At 60.6% G+C, this 20,669-nt stretch carries 19 protein-coding genes; 15 read left to right on the top strand and 4 right to left on the bottom strand.

All coding sequences use genetic code 11. The annotated features are described in order from the left end of the window. Window positions 1-20 precede the first annotated feature (20 nt). Genes J7416_RS19050 through J7416_RS19035 form a run of 4 tightly spaced genes read left to right on the top strand, consistent with a single transcriptional unit; the run spans window position 21 to window position 5,415 of the window. A complete protein-coding gene (locus J7416_RS19050) occupies window positions 21-1,820 on the top strand; it encodes an acyclic terpene utilization AtuA family protein (protein WP_209227017.1) in 1,800 nt (599 codons plus the stop codon). A gap of 12 nt (window positions 1,821-1,832) precedes the next feature. Continuing rightward, window positions 1,833-3,302: a biotin carboxylase N-terminal domain-containing protein gene (locus J7416_RS19045; RefSeq protein ID WP_209227016.1), complete on the top strand. Its 1,470-nt coding sequence runs from the start codon at window positions 1,833-1,835 to the stop codon at window positions 3,300-3,302. Then, window positions 3,302-3,805: a biotin/lipoyl-containing protein gene (locus J7416_RS19040; RefSeq protein WP_244867355.1), complete on the top strand. Its 504-nt coding sequence runs from the start codon at window positions 3,302-3,304 to the stop codon at window positions 3,803-3,805. Before J7416_RS19045 ends, J7416_RS19040 begins: the two co-directional genes overlap by 1 nt. Window positions 3,806-3,807: 2 nt before the next feature. Continuing rightward, a complete protein-coding gene (locus tag J7416_RS19035) occupies window positions 3,808-5,415 on the top strand; it encodes a carboxyl transferase domain-containing protein (RefSeq protein WP_209227014.1) in 1,608 nt (535 codons plus the stop codon). 118 nt (window positions 5,416-5,533) lie between these two features. On the opposite strand, the gene J7416_RS19030 is transcribed toward J7416_RS19035, so the two are convergent. Then, window positions 5,534-6,145 carry a transferase hexapeptide repeat family protein gene (locus tag J7416_RS19030; RefSeq protein ID WP_067629730.1) on the bottom strand — a complete coding sequence of 204 codons (612 nt, stop codon included), beginning with the start codon at window positions 6,143-6,145 and terminating at the stop codon, window positions 5,534-5,536. A 280-nt stretch (window positions 6,146-6,425) separates the two neighbouring features. Here J7416_RS19030 and J7416_RS19025 point away from each other — a divergent pair, with 280 nt between their 5' ends. From J7416_RS19025 to J7416_RS18975, 11 genes are all read left to right on the top strand, one after another. Further along, a complete protein-coding gene (locus J7416_RS19025; RefSeq protein ID WP_067629733.1) occupies window positions 6,426-7,610 on the top strand; it encodes a lipid-transfer protein in 1,185 nt (394 codons plus the stop codon). Between the two features lie 24 nt (window positions 7,611-7,634). After that, window positions 7,635-8,465, top strand: a complete 831-nt coding sequence (locus J7416_RS19020; RefSeq protein WP_209227013.1) for an SDR family oxidoreductase — start codon at window positions 7,635-7,637, stop codon at window positions 8,463-8,465. Window positions 8,466-8,655: 190 nt separating this feature from the next. Beyond that, the gene (locus tag J7416_RS19015) at window positions 8,656-9,285 is read left to right on the top strand and encodes a TetR/AcrR family transcriptional regulator (RefSeq protein ID WP_067629751.1); all 630 of its coding nucleotides are present in this window, start codon (window positions 8,656-8,658) and stop codon (window positions 9,283-9,285) included. 3 nt (window positions 9,286-9,288) lie between these two features. Further along, the gene (locus J7416_RS19010; RefSeq protein ID WP_209227011.1) at window positions 9,289-10,887 is read left to right on the top strand and encodes a carboxyl transferase domain-containing protein; all 1,599 of its coding nucleotides are present in this window, start codon (window positions 9,289-9,291) and stop codon (window positions 10,885-10,887) included. A gap of 10 nt (window positions 10,888-10,897) precedes the next feature. Then, complete coding sequence (locus J7416_RS19005; RefSeq protein WP_209227010.1) at window positions 10,898-11,692, top strand: crotonase/enoyl-CoA hydratase family protein; 795 nt, start codon at window positions 10,898-10,900, stop codon at window positions 11,690-11,692. Beyond that, window positions 11,689-13,704: a biotin carboxylase N-terminal domain-containing protein gene (locus J7416_RS19000; protein ID WP_244867353.1), complete on the top strand. Its 2,016-nt coding sequence runs from the start codon at window positions 11,689-11,691 to the stop codon at window positions 13,702-13,704. The genes J7416_RS19005 and J7416_RS19000 overlap by 4 nt, the downstream gene beginning before the upstream one ends. After that, window positions 13,701-14,867, top strand: coding sequence for an acyl-CoA dehydrogenase family protein (locus tag J7416_RS18995; protein WP_209227008.1), 1,167 nt, complete (start codon window positions 13,701-13,703; stop codon window positions 14,865-14,867). The genes J7416_RS19000 and J7416_RS18995 overlap by 4 nt, the downstream gene beginning before the upstream one ends. Before the next feature lie 49 nt (window positions 14,868-14,916). Further along, window positions 14,917-15,483, top strand: a complete 567-nt coding sequence (locus J7416_RS18990) for a biotin transporter BioY (RefSeq protein WP_074838768.1) — start codon at window positions 14,917-14,919, stop codon at window positions 15,481-15,483. Between the two features lie 138 nt (window positions 15,484-15,621). Further along, entirely contained in the window at window positions 15,622-16,455 is an 834-nt protein-coding gene (locus tag J7416_RS18985) for an MBL fold metallo-hydrolase (protein ID WP_240672155.1), read from the top strand. Window positions 16,456-16,544: 89 nt separating this feature from the next. Next, entirely contained in the window at window positions 16,545-17,240 is a 696-nt protein-coding gene (locus tag J7416_RS18980; protein WP_230802396.1) for a hypothetical protein, read from the top strand. Between the two features lie 354 nt (window positions 17,241-17,594). Next, window positions 17,595-19,475 (top strand): adenylate/guanylate cyclase domain-containing protein, encoded by a 1,881-nt coding sequence (locus J7416_RS18975; protein WP_209227007.1) that lies wholly within the window; start codon window positions 17,595-17,597, stop codon window positions 19,473-19,475. 147 nt (window positions 19,476-19,622) lie between these two features. Here the strand turns inward: J7416_RS18975 and J7416_RS22855 are convergent, their stop codons facing one another. The 3 genes from J7416_RS22855 to J7416_RS18965 form a co-directional block, all read right to left on the bottom strand. Continuing rightward, a complete protein-coding gene (locus J7416_RS22855; RefSeq protein WP_058239122.1) occupies window positions 19,623-19,850 on the bottom strand; it encodes a hypothetical protein in 228 nt (75 codons plus the stop codon). A gap of 169 nt (window positions 19,851-20,019) precedes the next feature. Beyond that, window positions 20,020-20,277, bottom strand: a complete 258-nt coding sequence (locus J7416_RS18970; RefSeq protein WP_028284972.1) for a helix-turn-helix transcriptional regulator — start codon at window positions 20,275-20,277, stop codon at window positions 20,020-20,022. 124 nt (window positions 20,278-20,401) lie between these two features. Beyond that, window positions 20,402-20,662 carry a hypothetical protein gene (locus tag J7416_RS18965; RefSeq protein WP_111734114.1) on the bottom strand — a complete coding sequence of 87 codons (261 nt, stop codon included), beginning with the start codon at window positions 20,660-20,662 and terminating at the stop codon, window positions 20,402-20,404. Window positions 20,663-20,669 lie beyond the last annotated feature (7 nt).

Raw genomic sequence — 20,669 nt, 5'->3', positions numbered from 1 at the left:
CAAGCGGGGAGGAGAAGAATATGTCAGATCGGAAACTGCGCATCGGATGCGCCTCGGGATTCTGGGGCGATACGCCCGAAGCGATCGGTCAACTGGTCTCAAAGGGCGAGATCGACTATCTGGTGTTTGACTATCTGGCAGAGGTGACAATGTCGCTGATGGCGCGGGCCCGCGCCAAAGCGCCCGAGTCGGGCTATGCGCCGGACTTCGTCAAGGCGCTGGCTCCCTGGTTGCCGGATATCAAGGCAAAAGGGATCAAGGTCGTTGCCAATGCCGGGGGCGTGAACCCGCGTGGCTGCAGCGATGCGCTTGCCAAAGCCGCCGCCCAAGCCGGGATCGATCTGTCCATCGGAGTCGTGCTGGGCGATGACCTGTTGCCTAGGGTCGATGAAATTCGCAAAAGCGGTCAGACGGAAATGTTCTCGGGTGTTGAGTTTCCAGACGATATCTGGAGCATGAATGCCTATCTGGGTGCCCGCCCCATCGCGGCCGCGCTGGATGCCGGGGCCGAGATCGTGATCACCGGGCGCTGCGCCGACAGTGCGGTGGCGCTCGGTCCCTTGATGCATGAATACGGCTGGGGCGATGACGACTGGGACAGGCTCAGCCAAGGGTCGCTGGCCGGGCACCTGATCGAATGCGGCCCTCAGGGGACGGGCGGCAATTTCACCGACTGGCAGGACGTGCCGGGTTGGGACGATATGGGGATGCCCATCGTCGAGGTGTCGGAAGACGGCAGTTTCGTCATGACCAAGACGCCGGATACCGGCGGGCTGGTCGTGCCCGGCGCGGTCGGCGAACAGATGCTTTATGAAATCGGCGATCCGCGCGCCTATCTGCTGCCTGATGTGATCTGCGACTGGTCGCAGGTCACGCTGGAACAGGTGGGCCCCGACCGGGTGCTGGTGAAGGGCGGCAAGGGGCTGGGGCGCACCGGCAGTTACAAGGTGTCGGCGACCCATGCCGATGGCTGGCGCGCCGTCACCACGCTGACCCTCGCCGCCATCGACGCGCCCGCCAAGGCCGAGCGCGTGGCCGAGGCCATCCTGACCCGTTGCCGCCGGATATTCCGCGAAAAGAACCTGGGCGATTTCCGGCAGGTCAGCGTCGAGGTGCTGGGCGCCGAGGCCGCCTATGGGGCCAATGCATGCGCCCAAACCCGCGAGGTCGTGCTCAAGATCGGCGCGGTGCATGACGACCGCGCGGCGCTCAACATCTTTGCGGGCGAGATCGCGCCGATGGCGATTTCCACCGCGCAGGGCCTGACCGGGTTCTTTGCCGGGCGGCCCAAGGTGCAGCCGGTGGTCCGTCTATTTTCCTTCCTTCAGAGCAAGGCCGATACCCCCGTCGCGGTCGAGGTGGACGGCAAGGAGGTTCCAGTCACCATCGCTACGAATGCAGTGAAGCTCGACCCGCCCGCTGCACGGCCCGCAGATAGCCACGAGCCCGGTCCGGACGTTGTCAAGGTCCGCCTCGTCGATCTGGCCTGGGGCCGCTCGGGCGACAAGGGGGATATCGCCAATATCGGCATCCTCGCGCGCAAGCCGGACTACCTGCCTTATATCCGCTCGGCTCTTAGCGAAGAGGCGGTGAAAGACTATTTCGCCCACGTCTGCGAAGGCAAGGTCGAGCGGTTCGACCTGCCCGGAAGCCATTCGCTGAACTTCCTGCTGCATGAATCGCTTGGTGGTGGCGGCATCGCCTCGGTCCGCATCGACCCGCAAGGCAAAGGGTTCGCGCAGATGCTGCTTGATATTGAAATTCCTGTGCCGGTCGATCTGGCCGCCCGCGACGGGCTGAACGCCTCGGACCGGAACTAAAAGGACAATACCATGACCATTTCGAAACTCCTGGTCGCCAATCGGGGTGAAATCGCGGCGCGCGTGTTGCGCACCGCCAAGGCCCGCGGGCTTGCGACGGTCGTGTTGCGCCATGTCGCCGAGCAAGAGGGGCCGGCCCATCTGATCGCGGATGAGGTCGCGATGATCGACGGCCCGACGCCCGTGGCCGCCTATCTCGATATTTCGCAGATCGTCGCGGCTGCAAAGAAAATCGGCGCCGACGCGGTGCATCCCGGCTATGGTTTCCTGTCGGAAAATGCCGGGTTCGTCGCGGCGCTGGAAGAGGCCGGTGTGACATTTGTCGGCCCGACCTCCCAAGCCATCGACCTGATGGGCGACAAGGTGCGCGCGCGCGCCTTTGTCGAGGAGCGCGGCTTTCCCGTCGCGCCGTCGGCGATTGAGGATGACGACCCCGCCACCTTTGTGGACCGCGCCCGCGCCGTGGGCTACCCGCTGCTGATCAAGCCCTCAGCCGGCGGCGGCGGCAAGGGGATGCGCGTCGTGCGCGAGGACAGCGCCCTGGAGACCGAGATCGAGACCGCGCGCCGCGAGGGCGAGCGTTATTTCGGCGATGGCCGGCTGTTCGTCGAACGCTACATCGAGAGCCCGCGCCATATCGAGGTGCAGGTGATGGGCGACGGGCAGGGCAACGTGGTGCATTTCTGGGAACGCGAGTGCTCGATCCAGCGCCGGTTCCAGAAGATCATCGAGGAAACGCCGTCACCGGCGCTCTCGCCCGAGCAACGTCAGGAAATCTGCGAAACCGCCGCCGGGATCGCCCGCGCGGTCAAGTATCGCGGGGCCGGGACGGTCGAGTTCATCTATGCGCGGGACGGGGCGTTTTACTTCCTGGAAATGAACACCCGCCTTCAGGTCGAACATCCGGTGACCGAGATGGTCACGGGTTTTGATCTGGTGGCCGAACAGCTGCGCATCGCTGCGGGCGAAGGGCTGAGCGCGGTGCAGGCGGATATTCCGCAGACCGGCCATTCGATCGAACTGCGCATCTGTGCCGAGGACGCGACGGCCGATTTCCGCCCCGCGATCGGGGATATCCTGCTGCTGGACGAACCCCAAGGCGAGGGTGTCCGCGTGGACAGCGGCATTCTGGACGGTGGCAAGGTGACCACCGATTTCGACCCGATGTTGTCCAAGCTGATCGTGCATGGCCGGGATCGCGCGCAGGCCATCGCCCGTGCCCGGAATGCGGTGCAAAACTATGTGATTCTCGGGGTGACGACCAACACCGGATACCTGGATGCGATCCTTTCACATCCAGATTTTGCCTCGGGTGACGTTTCAACCGGCTTCCTGGCTGAACAATCCGAAATGCTGACCGCACCGGGCGAAGATGTCTCTGACCTGCTGATGGCGGCGGCGGCCCTGTCAGACGATCGGCTGGTGAGCGACGTAATGCAAATACCGAAAATGCACCGCAAGATGGGCGGGTGGAGAAACTGATGCAACGGATTTTTCAGATCGACGGCGAAGAGACTGAATGCTGGCTGGGCCATGATGGCAGCCGGTTCGTGCTGAATACCCCCGATGGTACTGTTGCCTGCCAATTGGACCCGACTGGCCTGCCGGGCGGTTACACGTTGCGGGCCAAGGGTGTTGTGCGCGAATTGCGACTGGCCGTGGGGCCGGAGGCGACTTTTGTGCACATGGACGGGCGAACCTACGGAGTCGGGCGGGTTGACCCCGCCGAACGTCTGGCGGGGCGTGACGGGGGCGCAAGCGACGATCGACTGGTGGCACCAATGCCTGGGGTCGTGGTTTCGGTCGCGGTCAAACCCGGCGACACAGTTGAAGAAGGCCAGCCGCTTTTGGTTATCGAAAGCATGAAGCTGGAAACCACACTGACGGCGCCACGCGACGGGGTCGTTGCCGAAATGCCATTCGCCGAAGGCGACAGTTTTGGGCTGAAAGATATCCTGGCCCAATTGGCCCCGGAGGAGGAGTGAGAATGCGCAGGATTGAAAGTCTGGTCGATACCAACGCCGCCGACTACAAGGCAAATTATGCCGCCATGTCCGTGCGGCTGAAGGAATTTCACGCCCGCCAGCACGCGGCGCGTTTCGAACGCCCGCAACGGGACATTGACCGCCTTGCGCGGCAAAACAAGCTGGGGGTGCGCGAGCGGCTGAAGCTATTGCTGGATCCCGGCACACCGTTTCTGGAGTTTTCAACCCTGGCCGCCTGCCGCGAATACGATGGTGCGGTGCCCGGCGCCGCCGTGGTAACGGGTATCGGCATCGTGCAGGGCCGCGAGGTCGCTATTCATGCCAATGACGCCAGCGTCAAGGGCGGTGCTTGGTATCCGCATACGGTTAAAAAGATCGTGCGACTTCTGGATGTGGCATTGGAAAACCGTTTGCCGGTCATCCATATCTGCGACAGCGCCGGCGGTTTCCTGCCGCTGCAACATGGCGTCTTTCCCGACCGCTATCTGGGCGGGCGGGTGTTTCGCAACCAGGTCAAGCTGAGTCAGGCCAATATCCCGCAGATTGCTGTGGTCGGCGGGCATTGCACCGCAGGCGGTGCCTATGTACCTACGCTGAGCGATTACAACATCATCATCGAAGGCACTGGGGCGATTTTCCTTGGCGGTCCCCCGCTGGTCAAGGCGGCCACCGGCGAAGAGGTCGGCGTGCAGGAGCTTGGCGGCGCGGTGATGCACACCTCTGTCTCGGGGACGGGAGATTATCGTGCCGCGACCGAACAGCACGCCTTTTCACTGGCGCGCGAGATTGTCAGCCAATGGAAACGCACACCGAAAACGATCATCGAAACTGCTTCCTATGAAGAGCCTTACTACGACCCGACCGAGCTTTACGGGATCATTCCCAAGGACCGGAAAACCCAATTCGACATGCGCGAGGTTCTGGCCCGGATCGTGGACGGTTCGCGCTTTCACGAATACCAGCCCGATTACGGCACCACGATGGTCTGTGGTTTTGCCCATATCTGGGGTTTCAAGGTGGGGATCCTCGCCAATAACGGGGTGCTGTTCAACGACAGCTCGCTGAAGGCCGCGCATTTCATGCAGCTATGCAACCAGAACCGTACGCCACTGGTCTTTTTTCAGAACATCACTGGCTATATGGTGGGCCGCGAATACGAAGAACGCGGCATCGCCAAGGACGGCGCCAAGATGCTGATGGCGCAGGGCGGCTCGGTCGTGCCGAAGTTTACCGTGATCGCCAATGCGTCCTATGGGGCAGGCAATTACGGCATGTGCGGACGGGCCTGGGATGCACGCACGCTGTTCATGTGGCCGCAGGCCGAAATCGGCGTGATGGGTGCGGATCAGGCTGCCAATACCATGGCCGACGTCAAGATCCGGCAGCTTCAGCGCGAAGGCAAAGAACTGAGCGAGGAAGAAATCGCCGCGATCCGTGATCCCGTGCTGGAGAAATTCCGCCGAGATGTCGAAGCCTATACCTCGACCTCGGAATTGTGGGACGATGGCATCCTTGACCCGGCGGACACACGCAATGCGCTTGGCATGTCGATTTCCGCCTCGCTGAACGCGCCGATCGATGATCCGCACTACGGGATCTTCCGGCTGTGACGGCTTGAGGGGTAGGGCGGCACGCCGGCTTTCCGCTGGGGCCGGCCCGTGCCAAGGCGATACCACTTGGCGCATTCGGCACCTGCAGAGACCCGCCCCTGTCCGGCTTCCGGGCAGGTCAGGACGGCTTCTGCCGCGCTTCCTGAATGGAGACGACGTCGGAGGCAGCCATCTCCGGTCGGTTGGCCTCGACCGCCTTCAGCGGCTCGACGGGCTTCAATCCGGCCAGACAGTCGCGCGCGAGTTGCTGATACTCGGCAGTTCCGCGTGTTTTCCAAGCGACTTCCTTCTCGGTGACGTCGCGGATCACCTTCGCAGGCGACCCGACAACCATCGAGCGTGGCGGAATCACCGTTTCACCACGCACGAAGGCTTGCGCGCCGACAATCGATTCCGCGCCAAGCTCGACGCCGTCCATGATGACCGCGTTCATGCCGATCAAAGCGTTTCGTCCAACGATGCAACCATGCAGAATCGCGCCGTGGCCGACATGCCCGTCCGGTTCCACCACCGCGTCGCGGCCGGGGAAGGAATGCATGATGCAATTATCCTGAACATTGGCACCGTCTCCAATCACGATCCTGCCGAAATCGCCCCGCAGGCTTGCTCCGGGTCCGATATAGCATCCATGACCCAGGATGACATTTCCGATCAGAACCGCCTGAGGATGGACATATGTATCCTCAGGCACAACGGGCACGAACCCTTTGAATTCATAACAATACGCCATTCTCTCTCCCTTTAGTGGGTTGGGTGCCACTGATTACCGGAACCAGACGTCAAACGCTCATCAACCGTCATGCCGGGACCCAAAAGCCTGAAAGGTGCTGGCTTCCGGAACGCGCGGTCAAGAAAATCAGTCATGTGTTAGCAAATGACGCAAGCGCCCTACATCACGTTTTAACTATGTTGACAGTTATCGAGGCTAAGCGCTAAAATCAAACATGTGTTAGAAAATGATATGGCTTACCGTTCACAATAGCCAGACCAAGCATGGGAGAGAGAAAGAAATGACAGGCAAAGCCTATGTCACCGGCGTCGGGATGGTCCCGTTCCAGAAGCCGGGAAAATCCGAAAGCTATGATGTGATGGCGAGCGCAGCCACCCGTTCTGCCCTGGCCGACGCGGGTCTGGATTATGACAAGGTTCAGCAGGCCTATGTTGGCTATGTCTATGGCGATAGCACCTGTGGCCAGCGGGCTTTGTATCAGGTCGGCATGACCGGCATCCCGGTTCTGAATGTGAACAACAACTGCTCGACCGGGTCGTCTGCCCTGTTCCTGGCCCGCCAGGCAGTTGAAAGCGGCGCGGTGGAATGTGCTCTGGCACTAGGATTCGAGCAGATGCAGCCCGGCGCAATCGGCGCGATGTTCCACGATCGGGTCAGCCCGTTTGCGGCTTTCGACGAAGAAACCGACGATCTGGTTGGCAACCCCGATATTCCGCTGGCGCTGCGCTATTTCGGGGGCGCGGGCAAAGCGCATATGGACGAGTTCGGCACGCCTCTTGAGACCTTCGCCAAAATCCGAGCCAAGGCCAGCCGCCATGCGGCCAAGAACCCGGTGGCCCTATTCCGCCAGGAAGTGACGGCGGAAGACGTCATGGCTGCGCAGGTGGTCTGGCCCGGCGTCATGACCAAGCTTATGGCCTGTCCGCCAACCTGTGGCGCAGCCGCCGCGATCATCTGTTCCAAGGAATTCGCCGACAAGCACGGACTGGACAGTTCGGTTCGGATCGCGGCGCAGGCCATGACAACGGACGGCCCGGAAACCTTCGAAGCCCATGATATGCGCGAGGTGGTCGGCTTTTCGATGGCCAAGCGCGCCGCCGATCAGGTCTACGAGGCTGCGGGCATCGGGCCCGAAGACGTGGATGTGGTCGAACTGCACGACTGTTTCGCCCACAACGAACTCATCACCTACGAGGCGCTTGGCCTTTGCGGCCGAGGCGAGGCTGCGAAGTTTGTTGATGATGGCGACAACACCTATGGCGGAAAATACGTGACCAACCCGTCGGGCGGTTTGTTGTCCAAAGGTCATCCTCTTGGGGCGACCGGCCTTGCGCAATGTACCGAGCTTGTCCAGCAGTTGCGCGGGCAGGCTGATGCGCGCCAGGTCGATGGCGCGCGCTTGGCACTTCAGCACAATCTGGGCCTCGGTGGGGCCTGTGTCACCACACTCTATGAAAAAGCCTGATAGCGCCTTTCGGGAGGAATTAATATGACTGGAAAACTCGACGGTCGTGTTGCCCTGGTCTCGGGTTCGGGCCGAGGCATTGGCCGCGAAATCGTACTCAAACTGGCCTCGGAAGGGGCCCGGGTAGTGGTCAACGATCTGGACGCCGACCCGGCCAATGAAGCCGCTGAAGCTATCCGCGCCGCTGGCAGCGAAGCGGTGGTCTGCGCCGGCAGCGTGACCGAAGACGGTTTTGCCGAACGGTTCATCAAGACGGGCGTGGACAGCTTCGGCGGACTCGACATCATCGTGAACAACGCCGGCTACACCTGGGACAGCGTCGTTCAGAAGATGACCGACGAGCAGTGGCAGGCGATCATCGACGTTCACATGACAGCGCCCTTTAAGATCCTGCGCGCCGCCCAGCCGGTAATCAGCGCCAAGGCCAAGGAAGAGGCCGCGGCCGGGCAAGAGGTGTTCCGCAAGGTGGTGAATATCTCGTCCATCGCGGGGACCGGCGGCAATGCCGGCCAGATCAACTACTCTGCCGCCAAGGCCGGTATCCTGGGTGTCACCAGGACGATGGCCAAGGAATGGGGCCGCTACAAGGTCAACGTCAATGCCGTGGCCTTCGGCCCGATCCGCACCCGCCTGACGGAGGGCAGCGCAGACGGCGACAGCACGATCAAGATCGAGGAAAAAGAAATCAAGGTCGGCGTGAACCCTGATCTCTTGTCCCAGATGGAACGCATGATTCCGCTGGGCCGGGTAGGCACACCGGAAGAGGCCGCGGGCGCGGTCTATTTGTTCTGTGCGCCGGAATCGAACTTCATCTCGGGTCAGCACATCATCTGCGGCGGGGGCTTTTCGATCTGATCCCCGCCACCCGGGCCACCTGTTCGGGGTCCGGCGTACGACTGACATTTCCGGGCGGCTGTATCACGGTTGCCCGGACGGCATTTTCCACAAGTTCCAACCCGAGCCAGGTTTGGAATAATTGTTTGTTGACTCATTGGCGCTAGCAACCTAACAGATGTTAGTTATGTATCGTACCGAAGGGAATCGCATGGCGGATACGACAGCCGGAGAGGTCAGCGAGACATCGCGCAGCGCGGTCGGGCGTAAAGGCGTTCTGGATGTCGCTGCCAGGCTCTTTCGGGAACAGGGCTATGGGCCCGTGTCGCTCAGAAAAATCGCCGAGGCCGCAGGGATCAAGGCGGGCAGCATCTATTACCATTTCGGCTCCAAGGATGAGATCGTCGTGGCCATTCTGGATGCGGGCATCCAGGCCGTTCACGACGATATGCGCCAGGCTGTCGGTGCATTGCCTGCGGATACCGGCGCCGAGGCGGCCCTTCGGGCCGCAATCGGGGCGCATCTGCGCGCGCTTCTGGATGTCAGCGATTATTCCTCGGCCAATGTGCGCATTTTCGGGCAGGTTCCGCAGTCCGTCCGGGATGCCAATCTGCCCACGCGCCGCGCCTACGAGGCCGAATGGGACAGCCTGTTGTCCCGGCTTCAGCGGGATGGAGCGCTGAAACGAAACGTGGATATCCGCCGCCTGCGCCTGATGCTGATTGGCGCGCTGAACGCCACGCTGGAATGGTTCGACCCCGAACGCGGCGGTGCCGATGCCCTGTCACGCACCTATGCCGACGTGTTCCTGCACGGAATCTTGCAAGAAAAGGAAACCTGACAGATGGCACGACTTGACACGGCGGTGCTGACCGCATCGGAGGCCTATGCCCGCAATCACGCGGCGCAAAGCGAGCGTGTCGAAACCCTGCGCGCGCGTATTGCCGAGGCCACGTCGGGCGGGCGGCCCGATATGGTCGAACGTCACCGCAAGCGCGGCAAGCTTCTGGTCCGCGAAAGAATCGACCTGCTGGTCGATCCGGGCACTGCGTTCCTGGAGCTGTCGTCGTTGGCGGCCCACGGACAATACGGCGGAGCCGTACCCGGCGCCGGGATCGTCACGGGCATTGGTAACGTGCACGGCCTGCCTTGCATGATCATCGCCAATGATGCCACGGTGAAAGGCGGATCATTTTACCACGAAACCGTCAAGAAGCACATCCGCGCGCAGGAGATCGCGGCGGAAAACCGGCTGCCCTGCCTCTATCTGGTGGACTGCGGCGGGGCATATCTGCCCGAACAGGACAGGGTCTTTCCCGATGCCCGCCATTTCGGCAATTCCTTCTATCGCCAGACCAACATGTCGGCTAGTGGCTTGCCGCAGATCTCGGCGGTATTCGGCGGCTGCACGGCGGGCGGCGCCTATATTCCAGCACTGTCAGACGAGGTCATCATGGTGCGCGGCAATGCGCGCATCCATTTGGGCGGACCCTCGATCGTCAAGGTTGCGATCAACGAAGAGGTCGATGGCGAGACGCTGGGCGGGGCCGAGATGCATTCGCGCGTGTCGGGTGTTTCCGACCATCTGGCCGAGGACGAACATCACGCGCTCGCGCTGATGCGCGATATCGTGGCCGAGCTGGGCCAGTCGCGCCCGATGCAGCCCGACACGGCGCCTGCACCGCCGGCGCATGATCCGTCGGAATTGCTTGGCGTCATCAGCGCCGACCGCAAACAGCCCTATGACATGCGCGAGGTTCTGCTGCGCATGATCGACGCCGGCGAGTTCCGCGAATTCAAGCCCGGCTGGGGCGAAACACTGGTCTGCGGCACGGCGCGGATCCACGGCTACCGGGTCGGTATCCTGGCCAATAACGGCGCGCTTCTTTCCGACAGCTCGCTCAAGGGCGCGCAATTCATATCAATGTGCGATCAGCGGAACATCCCGCTATTGTTCCTGCACAACATTTCCGGTTTCATGGTCGGCACCGAAGCCGAGCGCGGCGGCATCGCCAAAGACAGCGCCAAGCTGGTCTATGCCATGTCCGTCGCCAAGGTTCCGCGCCTGTCGGTCCTGCTGGGCGGATCCTACGGGGCGGGCAACTATGGCATGTGCGGGCGTGGCTTCGCGCCGAATTTCCTCTTTGCCTGGCCCACGGCGGAACTGGCCACGATGTCGGCAGACATCGCCTCCAATGTGATGCTGGAGCTGCGCCGCCAGAAAGGCGGCGAGCCTGAAAAGATGGAGACCGATCTTGCACAGATCGAGGCGCAGGTGCGTGCCCAATATGGCGAACAGTCCGATCCCTATTACGCCACTTCGCGGCTCTGGGATGACGGGCTGATCGAGCCCGGGCAAACTCGCGACATTCTGGGTCTATGCCTGGCCATAGTCTCTTCGGTGCCCGACCTAGGGCGCCACACGCCCGTATTCAGAATGTGAGATCGGAAAAATGACGACAGTTCATGAAACCATCCAGCTTGAGACCGACGCGCGTGGCGTCGCCACCCTGACCCTGAACCGGCCGGACAAGCACAACGCCCTGAACGGTACGCTGATTGCGGAACTTTATGACGCGACCGGGCGGCTGGCTTCAGACGACGATGTGCGCATCGTTGTGCTGACGGGCACCGGCAAGAGCTTCTGCGCCGGGGGGGATTTCAACTGGTTCGCCTCGAACGTCGAGAAAACCCGCGCCGAGCGGGTCGAACAAAGCGCCACGCTGGCGCATCTGCTGCGCCGGCTGGACACGTTGCCCAAGCCACTGATCGGGCGGATCAACGGGCCGGCCTATGGCGGTGGGGTCGGCATGATTTCGGTCTGCGACTATACCATCGGCGTCGAAGGCGCGCGCTTTGGCCTGACCGAGGTGAAACTGGGTCTGCTGCCCGCGAATATCTCGCCCTACGTCGTGGCCCGCATCGGCAAGGTGCATTCGCGCGAAACCATGCTGTCGGGCGCCCTGTTCGACACGGCGCGCGCTGAACGGATCGGTCTGCTGACCGAAGTTGTCGCTCCGGACGACCTGGACGCCGCGGTGGACCGGGTGGTGCACGATCACCTTCAGGCTGCGCCGGGGGCCGTGGCCGATACCAAGGCGCTGGTCGCCTATGTCGCCTCCCACGACCTTGAAACCAACATGATCTACACCGCCGACCGACTGGCCGATGCCTGGGAAACCGAAGAAGGCATCGAGGGCATCAACAGCTTCATCAACAAAGACATTCCGTCATGGCGGGTCAAATGAGCTTTACCCGCGTCCTGATCGCCAACCGGGGCGAGATTGCCCGGCGCATCCAGCGCGGATGCCGCAAGCTGGGGCTGGAAAGCGTGGCGGTGTTCTCCGAGGCCGACCGCGATGCGCCCTTCGTGGCCGAGGCCGATCATGCGGTCTGCCTCGGTCCGTCCGCGCCGTCGGAAAGTTATTTGAACATTGAGGCCATCCTTGATGCCGCCCGCGCAACCGGCGCCGGGGCGGTGCATCCCGGCTATGGCTTCTTGTCGGAAAATGCCGATTTCGCGGCAGCGGTCGAGGCGGCGGGCCTTGTGTTCATCGGGCCTTCTGCCGCTGCAATCGCACGGATGGGAAGCAAGATCGAAGCCAAGGCCGCCGCCGAGGATGCGGGAGTTCCTGTGCTGCCCGGCTATCGCGGCGAAGATCAGTCCGACGCACGATTGCTGGAAGAGGCGCGCATGCTTGGCACCCCGTTTCTGGTTAAGGCCAGCGCCGGTGGGGGCGGGCGCGGCATGCGGCTTGTTTCTGATCTGAGCGGCGCGTCTGAAGCAATCGCATCTGCCCGGGCCGAAGCGCAAGGCGCCTTCGGCGATCCCGCAGTGTTCCTTGAGCGCTACGCGCCTCGTGCGCGGCATGTCGAAGTGCAAGTGTTCGGCGACAGCCATGGCAATGTCCTGCACCTCGGTGATCGCGACTGTTCGCTTCAACGCAATCATCAGAAGCTGATCGAAGAAGCCCCTGCTGCCGATCTTCCCGAGGCCCTTCGCGACGAAATGCGCGCAGCATCTGTGCGACTGGCGCAGGCGATAGGTTATCGGTCCGCCGGGACGGTGGAATACCTCTATGATCCCGAGCGCGGCGAGTACTACTTTCTCGAGATGAACACCCGGTTGCAGGTGGAACACCCTGTGACCGAGGCAATCACCGGCATCGACCTTGTTGAATGGCAGTTGCGCATCGCGCGGGGCGAGCCGTTGGCGCTGACGCAAAGCGATGTGCAGTTTGAAGGGCACGGCATTGAAATCCGCATCGCCGCCGAAAACCCGGGCGAGAATTTCCGCCCCGAAACGGGCGAGATCACCCTTTGGGCGCCGCCCGCGGATGTGCGGCTGGACACTGGGGTAGAGTGCGGTTCGGTCGTCGGCCACCACTATGATTCCATGATTGCTAAGCTGATCGTCCACGCGCCGGATCGGGCCGGGGCGATCCGCCGGGCGATCACCGCGATCGATGCTTTTGCCGTCGGCGGCGTCGGCCTGAACCTGGCCTATCAGCGCGCGTTACTGGCACACCCGGATTTTGAGGCGTTCCGGCACCATACCTCGGGCCTGCCCGAGATGTTCCCAGGCGGCTGGACTGAACCGTCCGCTGATCCCCGGGACATGGCCTTTGCCGCGATGGCGCTGCATCTGCGTCTCGTCCCGGCAGGCGCGTCGCCCTGGGAAAGCCTGGGGTCATGGCGACTCACAGCCCCTGCGGGACAGCCCGGTGCGGCCTTCTATTGGGACACAACCAACGAAGCGCCGATCCGCGTGACCGAGTCCGGGCCGGGGCCCGGGACGGTGCTTGCCGCCGTACAGCCGGACGGCCAGACAATAACGGCCGAAAATGTCGCCCTGAAAGGGAACCGTCTGAGCGGACGCATCGACGGCGTTCCGTTTTCGCGCATCGCCCATGTCGTGCGCGCGCCGGGTCACTGGCGGGTGCACCTGCAAACCCCTGCCGGAATGACCGCGACAGACCTGCGTACGCTGGAAGATCAGCATCTGCAACGTGCCACCGGCGGATCTGGCGGCGCTGACATGTTGTCGGCGCCCATGCCCGGCGCCGTTGCCGAGGTACGTGTTGCGCTCGGCGACCGCGTCGAAGCCGGTGACACGCTGGTGGTGCTGGAGGCCATGAAGCTCTTGCAAAGCCTGCCCGCGCCGGTCGCGGGCGTGGTGACGGAAATCTATTGTGCACCAGACGATACGGTCGCCGGGCACGCCCCACTTATCAAACTCGACCCGGAGGAAAACACATGACCAGACAAGACACCATCACCGCGGCCACCGGCCCGTTCAACGAAGACCTCAACATGATCCGCGACCAGCTGCGCCGGTTCATTGAAACCGAAGTGACAACCAAGGCCGAGTCCTGGGAAAATGACGGCATGGTGCCGCGCGACGTGCTGCGCCGGATGGGCGATCTGGGCGTGCTGGGCATGCGCTATGACGCGCAATATGGCGGCGCAGGGCTGAATGTGATGTCCAGCGTCGTGCTGGCCGAGGAAGTGGGGCGTTCCACCTTCGGCGGCTTTTCGGCCACGGTTCTTGTCCATACCGACATGGCCTCGCCGCATCTGGAAAACGCCGGTACGCCCGAACAAAAGGCGCGTTGGATGCCGTCGATCACGTCGGGCGAAAAGATCACCGCCGTGGCCGTGACCGAACCGGGCGCGGGCTCGGACGTGGCCGGCATGCGCACCCGCGCGGTGCAGGACGGGTCGGACTGGGTGCTGAACGGCACCAAGATGTTCATCACCAACGGTGTACATGCCGATCTGTATTTCGTCGGCGCCAAGACCGACCCCGATGCCAAGGGCTCGCGCGGGATCACCATGTTCGCGGTCGAAAAGGGCACGCCGGGCTTTTCGGTCGGTCGGGCGCTGAACAAGACCGGCTGGCTGTGCTCGGACACTGCCGAACTGATCTTCGAAGATGTCCGCATCCCGGCCGAAAACGTTTTGGGCGAGGTCAACCGCGGCTTCTATTCGGTGATGAAGAACTTCCAGAACGAACGCATCGTGCTGGGTGCGATGGCCTGTGCCGAAGCGCAATCCGCGCTGGACATGACAGTGGAATACGTCAAGCAGCGCAAGGCCTTTGGCGGTGTTCTATGGGAAAAGCAGGTGGTGCGCCAGCGGCTGGCAGACTGCCAGACGAGGATCGCGGCGGGACGGCAGCTGGTCTATCATGCCGCAGGTCTGGACGCGGCGGGCCACGATTGCGTGAAGGAGGTCTCGATGGTCAAGGCCTATTGCGGCGAACTGGTAAACAGCGTGCTCTACGACTGCGTCCAGTTTCACGGCGGCATGGGCTATATGCGCGAAACCCCGGTTGAACGCATGTCGCGCGACGCCCGTGTTCAGGCCATCGGCGGCGGTGCGAGCGAGGTCATGCTGGAAGAAGTCGCCAAGCGCATGTGAGCTTCCCTATCCAGCAAATCAACGATCTACAGAAACAAGGACGAAACAGATGAATTTGGAAGCCACTCAACGCCAACCGGTCGCAAGACTGACCCGAGAGATCTCAATAATACTCATCGGCACAATACTTCTGACACTATCCGCCAAAATCGCGGTGCCATTCTACCCGGTACCGATGTCAACACAAACCCTGGTGGTCTTGGGTCTCGGCCTTTTCCTGGGGCCGGTGCGCAGTAGTCTAGTTGTCGCTGCGTACCTTCTGGAAGGTCTGTTTGGCCTGCCGGTTTTCGCTGGCACGCCTCCCGCACCGGCGGGTCTGGCCTATTTTGCGGGTCCCACTGGCGGATTCTTGATTGGGTTTGCGCTCGCGGCGGCGGCTGCAGGATGGATGGTTCAAAAGCTGGCAGGGCTTCCGCCTTCAATCAGAGCATCTGTAGCGGTCCTCTCCGGTTCGATACTTATGTATTGCGCAGGGCTATTCTGGTTGGGTGGCTTTGTCGGCTATGGCGAAAAATTGCTGAACGCCGGGCTTTACCCGTTCCTGCTTGGAGACCTGACGAAGGCAGCAATTGCTGTAGTGCTGTATACAGGTTTCCATAATCGGGGTCACGCTTGACTGCTGGGCTTTGTTGCCTTGTTCCAGCGCCGGTTCTGACCGGCGCTGGACGCCAGCCCGAGGCTTCCAAAGCTATGCAAAGCAAAAGGCGGCTTTGCAAGTCCCAGACTTTTCACTGTCAGAAAGTGGTCGTATTCAATGACAAAACGCAGCATGTTTCACACAGAGCCGGAACCGTGTCGCGCGCGTGCAGAACAGGTGGCCGAGGGAATCCTGAGGATCGTTGCGAGCAATCCCGGGAAGATGACCTATCACGGGACGAACAGCTACATCATTGATACACCTGACGGTCGGTTCATTCTCGATCCGGGTCCAGCAGAAGACAGTGCACATTTCGAAGCAATTGTCGAGAATCTGGGAGGCAACCCGGCCGGAATTCTAGTGTCACACCACCATTCCGATCATTTCGGTGCCGTGCCGGGATTGCGCGAACGGACAGGTCTGCCCGTTTATGTTTCGCGTGCCTTTCCAGACGATGCATTTCAACCCGACGGGTTTTTGGAAGACGGGCAAAGGATTGCCGGTCTTACTGTCCTTCACACACCCGGTCACGCGAGCGATCACCTCTGCTTTGCGAGGCTGGATGGAGTGTTATTCACGGGCGACCACGTGATGAGTTGGAACAGTTCGATCGTCAGCCCCCCTGACGGCAACATGCGTGATTACTGCGACCAGCTTCAACGGCTTATTGATCGCGACGATAGGATCTGCCTGCCGGGTCACGGGCCCGTACTCCAGGATCCGCGCCCTTACATCGAACGGTTACTTGCCAACCGGATGCGCCGCGAGACCCAGATCCTCAAGCATCTCCTAAATACTTCCGATACAGTCCAGAATATCGCCGCTTCAGTCTACAAGAAATCTGACCCGCATATTGCAATGGCCGCCGAAAGGAATGTTGTGGCTCATTTACAGAAACTTCTTTCTGAATCGCGAGTGGCTCAGGAAGAAGGGATCTGGAGGGTAAATTAACATAAACTTCATTATGCGGCTTTATATTTTTCGTTGCGATAGTATATTATCGTATGTATGCTGAACTCCTCTCACGGAGGTCCCCCAGTATGCGCCATTTACTCAAGAAGCTCCTCCCCTCGGTCGCAGTCGCTTTGGCCGTGACAAGCTTTTCGCTGCCGGCACCCGCCCGCGCGCAGACCTACCCGATCGATTGCGCGATCCTCTTGTGCCTGTCTGGCGGCTGGCCCGCTTCCGTCCCTTGCGCCCGAGCCCGCGCCGAGTTCATCCGGCGGATTACGCCTTGGCCAGTGGAACCGCCGCTGCAAATCTGGCGCTGTCCCATGGGCGCGTCCTATGAGAGCGATCGGCAATCAAACAACGCTGACCGCATAATTGAAGCCTTGTACCGGACCGACAACCGTCGACCGCTCCAATCCTTGCCAGTAGATAATCTCGTTCCCACAGACTTCACCCTTCGGCTTGTTCAGGACCGCGCGGACATCGATATCAGCGGGCCAGAGTTCAATTTCGTGCGGTCCATCCGCGTCTTCGATGTACGGTATGCACGACAGCACGAGTCCGGGCGCGATGGGGATTGTAACCGAAGCGCGACCGTGGTCCTCGGCACCTACGGGACCCAAGGCGATTTCTCATGGCAGCGATCTTCCATAACTGCCCTGCCCGAGGCCCATGTGGGACTTGAACGTTGGGGCCAGAATTGCCCGGGTATCTATCACCGATCTGTCTTCGTCGATTGGCGTGACTATGAGGGCAATTACGGCTTCGAACAGGTGAACTACTAGCGCTGACAAAGACAGCTTTGCCATCATGCTGCGAGAATTTTAGCGTGCTGAGTTGTTCAAATACCGGCCCTTCGCTGCTTTCGGTGCGTTTGTCCGGAGAGCGGGACAAAGCGGCCGTTTTTTCTGTCCAGACCAATGACGGCTCCCAGTCCGACGCGGAAGCACAATTCGTGGTGCGAATCTGGGATAGCTGACCCTCACCGCACCGGCTGTGAACTGAAAAATACCGTAATGGCTGCTGTTAGTCGCGGCTTTGTCAACGGGAGCGTAGGACGAACGTATCAACGGTCTCAAAGTTTCTGGATTAGTCTCAGCTTTCTGCCTAACCTGATTTAAACACTTGGAGGTAGGAATTTGGAACGCCGCCTCGCCGCGATACTTGCCGCCGACGTCGTTGGCTACAGCCGCCTTATCCGTAATGATGAAGCCGGTACTCTGGAGACAGTCAGAACGCATCGCGAACGTCTTTTCGAGCCAATTGTATCGGCGCGGAACGGACGCATTGTAAAATTGATGGGTGACGGGCTGCTGATTGAATTTGCCAGCGCCGTCGAGGCCGTTCGTTGTGCCGTCGAAATGCAGCACTACGTCGGGGCCGAAAACGAGGGTGTACCGCAGGATGCTCAGGTTCGATATCGGATAGGGCTCAATGTCGGCGACATCGTGGTTGATCAGGACGACATTCAAGGCGATGGCGTCAACATCGCCGCTCGGCTGGAAAGCTTGGCCGAACCCGCCGGCATCTGCATGTCGGCCAACGTCTTCGATCAGGTTAAGGACAAACTCGACCTCACCATTGAAGATGCGGGACTACATCAGGCCAAGAACATGGCGGACCCATTGCACGTCTTCAATTTGGCGCTCGATGAAAAGGCCACGGCTTTGGTATCGCCCATTGTGCCAAGTGCAGCAAAGCCTGCACAACGTCGGTTGGCAGTTGCCATCGGCGTCGTGCTCGCCATGGTCTTGGGCGTAGTGGCGTGGTGGCAGCCCTGGAGTACTGATGCGATATCGTCCGCCAATGGCGACCAATATCCGACTGCGTCTGGCAAACCGTCCATCGCGGTCATGGCTTTCGATAATCTGAGCAACGATCCGAGCCAGGATTACCTGAGCGATGGTCTGAGCGAGAACATCCTGACGGCGTTGTCCCGGTTCTCCGATTTTTTTGTCATCGCGCGCAATTCGACCTTTTCGTACAAGGATAAGCCCACAGCGGTGCAGCAGATTGCGCAGGAACTTGGCGTGAGATACATCGTCCAAGGCAGTGTTCAGATCGCAGGTGAACGCTTGCGCGCAAATGCGCAATTAATCGATGCCACGACCGGCAAGCATCTCTGGGCCGACCAATACGACCGCGATCTGCAAGACATATTTGACGTTCAGGATGAGATTACCCGCACCGTCGCTTCGACGTTGAGCACCAGTATCGATCTCGCCGAGTATGACCGGCTCAAGCACCAGCCCACTGAAAGCCTCGGGGCCTATGAACTCTCCAGACGTGCTGAGGAACACTCGCTGAGATTCAGTAAGATGGACAATATTCAGGCGCAGCGGCTGAGTGAGCAGGCGATTGCGCTCGATCCAAACTTCGCGGGCGCATATGCCGAACTCGCGTGGGCACATGCCTTTGGGTACCGCTTTGGCTGGAGCGAAGACCTGTCTCGCGAAGAATCCCTCGATCTTGCCTTTGAAATGGCCAGAAAAGCGATTGATCTGGAACCCCTCGATTTTGCCGGTTACGCCGTTCTGGCTTATATAACGATGTATGCTGGCGATCTCGACCGGGCGGTAACGCTGTATGACAAGGCAATCTCGCTAAACCCGAATTCTGCGGGCACCCTCGTGAACTCAATGGACCCTCTGGTCTACAGCGGACGCGCCGAAGAAGCCGTGGAACGGATGCGCTCAGCGATCCGCCTCAACCCGCATCATCCCGATTGGTATCTGTGGAACCTGGGATGGGCACAGTATTTTGCGGAAGATTACGCAGGCGCTCTTGCGTCGATTGAAAAGATGAACGAAGTCCCGGATCGCCTAAGACGCACGCTTGCACCGATCCTCTTGCGGTTGGGGCGAGAAGAAGAAGCAAAAGCAATGATCGACGAATTCTTGGGAGATAACCCCAACTACAGCATCGAAGAGGCAAGGAAAGCGCCGTTCGAGAGCGACGATTACCTCAACCGATGGCTGGGTGACTTGCGCAGACTGGGGGTCCCGGAAACCAAGCCTTGAATGGTTGAGTCGGCATAGCTGTCATTTGTGCGCAATGCAGCATCCGGGGCTTTGGGCTCCTTCGAGACCTTCGCTGCCATCAGCTCAAATGACCGGTACGCTCGCAGACCCTTTCCATCAATATGAACTGGCGGCTGCGTGAGAATCCTATCCACTGTCACTTTTTCGAATCCGCGTGAGCGCATCGAAGTCGATTTCTTGCTTCTGTTCGTCACTTATATCCGGCCGGGTTTCCGATACCGGCTGGGGCCCTTGGACGTCCCACATCACCGCATGTGAGCCTGTACTCCAACGATAAACCCAACCAACAACACTGCACCCATCGGTCCCGATCAGATTGGCGATCGCGACGCCCTCACCCCTATCATCGTTCACTGTTTACTGACTTCCTGCACTGTGGCGCTGCGAATTGCGGCGTGGGGTTGCAGAGCGTTCACTACGACCGCGCGCCGGACTTCGTTGATTTTGGCTACCTGGTCCTCGATGAGGGAATGATCATCAGACCGGGAAAATGGGTTTCCGCGTTCTCAACAATTCATTGGCTTCATATCCTGTGGTCGGGCTCCGTGGCGGCTTCGACAATCGACAGGACTTCATCTTTATCAAAGCCGATAACCCTCGCCAGAACTGTAAACTCCACGACGTCGATACGACGCTCGCCGCTTTCGAGACGTGCCACAAACGACTGGTGGCGTTTGAGCTTCGCCGCCAACTGCTGCTGGCTGAGACCCGCATTCTGACGTGCATCAACCAACGCACGGACGAGCGCCAACTGGCCATTTGTTCTGATTGTCTTTGCCACGCGTCACATACCTTTTGTGACGTCGCTAGCGGATGAAATCTGTTATCTAAAAAGTAGATATTTGAGGGTGTTACCGGCGTCTGGTTTCCATGGGCTGCAAGTCTGATGCACACCCAATCGCCCATCAATCCCCCACCAGTTCCAGAAACCGACCGTAGTCCTGACTGACTTCGCGGGCTTCTTCGAAGGCGCGCGCGCGCTCCTGCTCGAGGCAGCGGAAGTAGTCCTGAATGTCCGTTATGTAGACCTCAAAGTCCCGTCGGATGATGTCGGCATAATCCCGAGCGGCCTGCGAATCGCTTGGAACGAACGGCTGGACCGGGGCGAGGCATGACCCGGCCTCGCTTGCGACCGGAGCGAGCATCAGCAAGGCCACAGCCTGTATCTTCACC

This window comes from Ruegeria sp. R14_0 (genome assembly GCF_017743975.1).
Taxonomy (GTDB): Bacteria; Pseudomonadota; Alphaproteobacteria; order Rhodobacterales; family Rhodobacteraceae; genus Ruegeria.
Note: the sequence above shows the minus strand (reverse complement) of the source record. Positions and strands in the feature narration are given on the sequence as shown.

Bases quoted from the DNA above. Each gene is read 5' to 3' on its own strand.
- J7416_RS19050 (WP_209227017.1), top strand. From the start codon at position 21: ATGTCAGATCGGAAACTGCGCATCGGATGCGCCTCGGGATTCTGGGGC.
- J7416_RS19045 (WP_209227016.1), top strand. From the start codon at position 1,833: ATGACCATTTCGAAACTCCTGGTCGCCAATCGGGGTGAAATCGCGGCG.
- J7416_RS19040 (WP_244867355.1), top strand. From the start codon at position 3,302: ATGCAACGGATTTTTCAGATCGACGGCGAAGAGACTGAATGCTGGCTG.
- J7416_RS19035 (WP_209227014.1), top strand. From the start codon at position 3,808: ATGCGCAGGATTGAAAGTCTGGTCGATACCAACGCCGCCGACTACAAG.
- J7416_RS19030 (WP_067629730.1), bottom strand. From the start codon at position 6,145: ATGGCGTATTGTTATGAATTCAAAGGGTTCGTGCCCGTTGTGCCTGAG.
- J7416_RS19025 (WP_067629733.1), top strand. From the start codon at position 6,426: ATGACAGGCAAAGCCTATGTCACCGGCGTCGGGATGGTCCCGTTCCAG.
- J7416_RS19020 (WP_209227013.1), top strand. From the start codon at position 7,635: ATGACTGGAAAACTCGACGGTCGTGTTGCCCTGGTCTCGGGTTCGGGC.
- J7416_RS19015 (WP_067629751.1), top strand. From the start codon at position 8,656: ATGGCGGATACGACAGCCGGAGAGGTCAGCGAGACATCGCGCAGCGCG.
- J7416_RS19010 (WP_209227011.1), top strand. From the start codon at position 9,289: ATGGCACGACTTGACACGGCGGTGCTGACCGCATCGGAGGCCTATGCC.
- J7416_RS19005 (WP_209227010.1), top strand. From the start codon at position 10,898: ATGACGACAGTTCATGAAACCATCCAGCTTGAGACCGACGCGCGTGGC.
- J7416_RS19000 (WP_244867353.1), top strand. From the start codon at position 11,689: ATGAGCTTTACCCGCGTCCTGATCGCCAACCGGGGCGAGATTGCCCGG.
- J7416_RS18995 (WP_209227008.1), top strand. From the start codon at position 13,701: ATGACCAGACAAGACACCATCACCGCGGCCACCGGCCCGTTCAACGAA.
- J7416_RS18990 (WP_074838768.1), top strand. From the start codon at position 14,917: ATGAATTTGGAAGCCACTCAACGCCAACCGGTCGCAAGACTGACCCGA.
- J7416_RS18985 (WP_240672155.1), top strand. From the start codon at position 15,622: ATGACAAAACGCAGCATGTTTCACACAGAGCCGGAACCGTGTCGCGCG.
- J7416_RS18980 (WP_230802396.1), top strand. From the start codon at position 16,545: ATGCGCCATTTACTCAAGAAGCTCCTCCCCTCGGTCGCAGTCGCTTTG.